The sequence below is a fragment of the Mycobacterium sp. SM3041 genome, from assembly GCF_039668335.1.
Taxonomy (GTDB): Bacteria; Actinomycetota; Actinomycetes; order Mycobacteriales; family Mycobacteriaceae; genus Mycobacterium.
Window position 1 is genome coordinate 1 of sequence record NZ_JAYXBQ010000058.1, and the last position, 3,989, is coordinate 3,989.

Annotated in this window: 5 protein-coding genes and 1 pseudogene; 2 read left to right on the plus strand and 4 right to left on the minus strand. The window is 65.8% G+C overall.

Annotated elements, in window-relative coordinates; all coding sequences use genetic code 11:
- On the plus strand, positions 1 to 532 hold a 532-nt coding region (locus VXD91_RS20895; protein WP_346416284.1), incomplete at its 5' end, for a DM13 domain-containing protein.
- Between the two features lie 11 nt (positions 533 to 543).
- Complete coding sequence (locus VXD91_RS20900) at positions 544 to 1,029, plus strand: hypothetical protein (protein ID WP_346416285.1); 486 nt, start codon at positions 544 to 546, stop codon at positions 1,027 to 1,029.
- Between the two features lie 6 nt (positions 1,030 to 1,035).
- Here VXD91_RS20900 and VXD91_RS20905 read toward each other — a convergent pair whose 3' ends face one another.
- From VXD91_RS20905 to VXD91_RS20920, 4 genes and pseudogenes are all read right to left on the minus strand, one after another.
- Positions 1,036 to 2,130 carry an NmrA family NAD(P)-binding protein gene (locus VXD91_RS20905; protein WP_346416286.1) on the minus strand — a complete coding sequence of 365 codons (1,095 nt, stop codon included), beginning with the start codon at positions 2,128 to 2,130 and terminating at the stop codon, positions 1,036 to 1,038.
- Positions 2,131 to 2,198: 68 nt separating this feature from the next.
- A complete protein-coding gene (locus VXD91_RS20910) occupies positions 2,199 to 2,642 on the minus strand; it encodes a MarR family winged helix-turn-helix transcriptional regulator (RefSeq protein ID WP_061004872.1) in 444 nt (147 codons plus the stop codon).
- 51 nt (positions 2,643 to 2,693) lie between these two features.
- Positions 2,694 to 3,722 (minus strand): inner membrane protein YhjD, encoded by a 1,029-nt coding sequence (yhjD, locus tag VXD91_RS20915; protein WP_061004874.1) that lies wholly within the window; start codon positions 3,720 to 3,722, stop codon positions 2,694 to 2,696.
- Between the two features lie 75 nt (positions 3,723 to 3,797).
- Positions 3,798 to 3,989: pseudogene (locus tag VXD91_RS20920) on the minus strand (tryptophan--tRNA ligase); the annotation flags it as partial.

The window sequence follows — 3,989 nt, forward strand, 5'->3', positions numbered from 1 at the left end:
GCTCCCTAACTTCATCGGCGACGGGGTGATCGGCACCCCACGACGCTCGAAGGAGTTCCACATGGTCATCAAGCCGATCGCAGCGACAGCAGCTGCGGTGTTCGCCCTGACCCTCACCGCGTGCGGTGCGAACGAGATGAAGTCGGCCGGTTCGTCCAGCCCCTCCAGTTCCGCCATGTCGTCCAGCATGACCTCCGCGATGACCTCCGCGATGACCTCATCGAGCGCCGCCGCTCGCACGGGCCACTTCACCGGCCTCAACGGCAAGCACGTCGCCGGTACGGCGACCGTCAGCGGCATGAATCTCGAATTCACCGACTTCTCCTCCGACGAGGGCCCGGACCTGTACGTGTACCTGACGAAGGGCTCCACCGAGTCCGATGTCGCCGCGGGCAAGCAGATCGCCGCCATCAAGTTCGACCAGGCCACACAGTCGTTCCCGCTGACCGGCATCGACACCATGGGCTACACCACCGTCGTCATCCACTGCGACAAGGCGAAGGCAGTCTTCGGCGCTGCCTCGCTGATGTGACGACCGGTCTGATGACCACCCGCGCACTGACCACGCGCGACCGCGCCGACCTGGCCGCGTCGATACTCTTCGGCGCGGTCCGGGTCGGGCTCGGACTGCTGTGGCTCCACGAGGGCTACGTGAAGTTCCGGGCGCACTTCGGGCGCGCGGACATCCTGCTCGTCGTCGACGGCGCGTCGGCGAATTCGCGTGTGCCGGAATACTTCCGGTTCGTGGCCGAGCACCTGCTGCGGCCGACGGCAGACCTGGCCGGCGTCATGACGCCGCTGACCGAAGTGGCACTGGGGCTGGTCCTGGTGCTCGGTGTGTTCAGCACGCTGTCCGCGGTCGTATCCGCGGGATTGCTTGCGGTCTATTGGAGTTCGGACCAGCTCATCGCGCAGTACCCGATCATGGCGGTGCTGAGCGTGGGTGTGCTTGCCGGACAGGGTTATTCGAGCCGCTGGACGATCATGGCACTGATGCGCCGCCGTCGGGATGCCGAGAAAGAGGGATGACCGGGATCAGAGCTTTCCGGTGCGCAGGTCTTGGCTGCTCTTCAGAACGGCCGAGTCCAGACTCCAGTTCTGCGGCTGCACCCGCTCCCAGAGGCTGCCCTTTCCGGCCGCCTTGCCGAGTTCGTCCTCACGCCGGAACCACTGCTCGGCGCTGCGGATCCGGTTGGGGTGGATTTCGTCCAGCAGCGCGTAGTTCCGCTCGATGATGCCGTCTTTCCATAAGTTCCAGAAACCGGTGAAGTTGGCTCGAAAAGTCATGGTGCTCGGGTCATCCGGGGCGGCGTTGTATCCGGCAGGGGTATCGGCGACGCCGCCGAGCGGGCCCTGCCAGTACGCGTCGATGTCCGTGTCGACGTATCGGGCAGGATGTCCGGTGACCGTTTCGAACGCCCGGGCCAGTTCGCGGTACGGGATGTGGTCGATGGCCACCTCGAGGTCCATGCCGTTGGACCGGTCGGTGTTGTCGAAGAGCCACCTCACGTAGTAGCCGCAATCCTCAAGGGAGACATGGGGTACCGCGCCGTCGCCGAGGGGCACCCGCCAGGTGACGACGCCGTCCTCCACACTGGGCGCCATCGGCGTCAGGGGTGAGATCGTCATTTCGATGTACGGGCCCGACGTGAAGACGGCAGCACCCATCCGGGCCGAATTCGCCTGATTCTGCAGCAGGATCCATTCGGCGATGCGCCCCTTGCCGTCGTAGTGCCCGACACGGTACTTGGAGTCGTAGCCGGCTTTCTTGAGCCCGTAGTCGAGGTTTCCGTACACGAAAAACTTGACGCCTTCTTCGATGGCGATCTCGTAAGTGCGCATCGCCCAATACATCTCGGTCTTCTCGCCGGTGTTGAATCCGTCGATGTTGACGAACGCACCGTCGCATCCGCGGAAGCCTTCTCGCAGCACGGCTTCGTCGGTGAATGTCCCTTCGAGTGCCGAGATGCCGCCCAATTCGAGCAACGATTTGGCCCGGGCGCTCGTGGCGTTACGAGTGAGAAATCGAACGGAATACTTGCCGTCGGCGGCGAGGGCGCGGGCGACGGGAAGTCCCTGGGCCCCCGTCGCTCCGATCATGAAGATCTTCGAAGTGGCGTGTGACGACATTGCAGCTTCTCCTTATAGTGCATATACAACATTTGGGGTCAGAGGCAAGAACCGACCCCAACCGATTTCTAGTCGCCGGGCGACAGGCCGCCGACGCTGGTCGCGAGGGACCGGACCGCCGTGACGCCGCCGGCACCCAGCAGTTCGGCAGCCTCTTGCTGCGCCCGTCGCCATGCCGGCATCACGGCCTCGATCTTCTTGCGACCCGACGCGGTCAGCGCGACCTCACGCACGCCCTTGGCGTTCACCGACACCGCCTCGACCCAACCGTGTTTCATCAACAGGCTCAGATTGCGACTGACTGTCGACCGCTCCAACTGCAGCACTTCACCGATCCGGGCCGGCGAGCACGGACCGACCTTCCCCAGCGCCGCCATGAGATTGATCTGAGCGATGCTGACGCCATGCCCTTCGAGCGCATGGTCGTACAGGCTCGTCACCGCCCGACCGAGTAGCCGGACGCGGACCGCCAGGCAGTTTCCGGCGATCTCATCGACAGCGGCGGTGACCATGCCACCATTGTTGCATATACACCATTACTCAGCAATGAACAGCTGCCGGAGCTATCCCCTGCGCCGTCGCACCAGCCGCGAAAGACCCAGCCCACCGAGCAGACCCACGGCCGCGCCCACCGCCACGCTGCTCGCGTCGACGCCCTCGCGCTCGCGGTAGCGCGTGACGATCGCAGCCGGTCCGGGCGGCGCCACCGGGGCCAGCGCCATGGTGTCCGCGGCGGTCGCCGCCCACGCGGTCGAGAACAGGATGAGCCGTGCGGTGATATAGGCGAACACCATCAGACCCAGCACGGGACCGAACGTGGCACCGGCCGGGCCGTGCATGACGGTCCGCAGGTAGATCGAAGCGACCTGCTTGAACAGTTCGAAGCCCACCGCGGCGATCAGGGCCGCACGGGCCGAGCTGCGCAGGCTGACCTTCTCGCGCGGCAGCCGGGCGATGATCCAGGTGAACATGAGCCACGCCACGAGGAACGACACCGCGATCGACGCCACCCGCAGCAGCGCATTGAGGCCTGGGATGTGCCCGACACCGAACCAGTGCAGGACTGTCGCCATCAACCCGGTGTCACCCAGGGCGGTCAGGCCGATGGTGACGACGATGGCCGCGAACGCCGAGACCAAGGCGAGCAGGTCGGACAGCTTGGTGCCCACCCAGCCATCGGGTTCGCTCTGCTGCTCCCACATCTCGGTGAGGGCCTTGCGCAGGTTGGCCATCCAGCCCAGGCCGGCCCACGCGGCGGTCGCCAGGCCGATGACGCCGACCGACGTGCGCGATTTCACGGCCGAGTCCATCAGGCCGACCAGCTGATTACCGAAGTCGCCCGCGACGGCGGACCGGATGTGCACCTCGAGCTCGGCCAGCAGGTCCGGGCGGGAGGCCAGGACGAAACCGCCCACGGCAAAACCGACCATGAGCAGCGGGAACAGCGCGAACACCGTGAAGTAGGTGATGCCGGCGGCGTAGAAGTCGCCGTTGCAGTCCTGGTAGCGGTCCTGGGCCCGCATGATCCGATCCAGCCACGGATGCCGCTGACGCAGTCGGTCGAGTAGGCCCGGCTGGTCCGAGTCGGTCATTTTCGGCAAACCCCCTTGTCTGCCGAAAAGCCTAGTGTGCGACGCCGCGGGTGTCCCGGCGCGGCGTCCACAACGTCAGCGCAGACGCGGCAGGAAGCCCAGGCGGTCGTTGACGCGCTGCAGCGTCTTGAACGCCACCTGCTCGGCGCGCTCGGCACCGGTGGCCAGCACCGATTCCAGTTCGGCCGGGTCGGCCAGCAGCTCGTCGACCCGGTTCTTGATCGGGGTGACGTACTCGACGACGGCTTCGGCGGTTTCCTTCTTCAG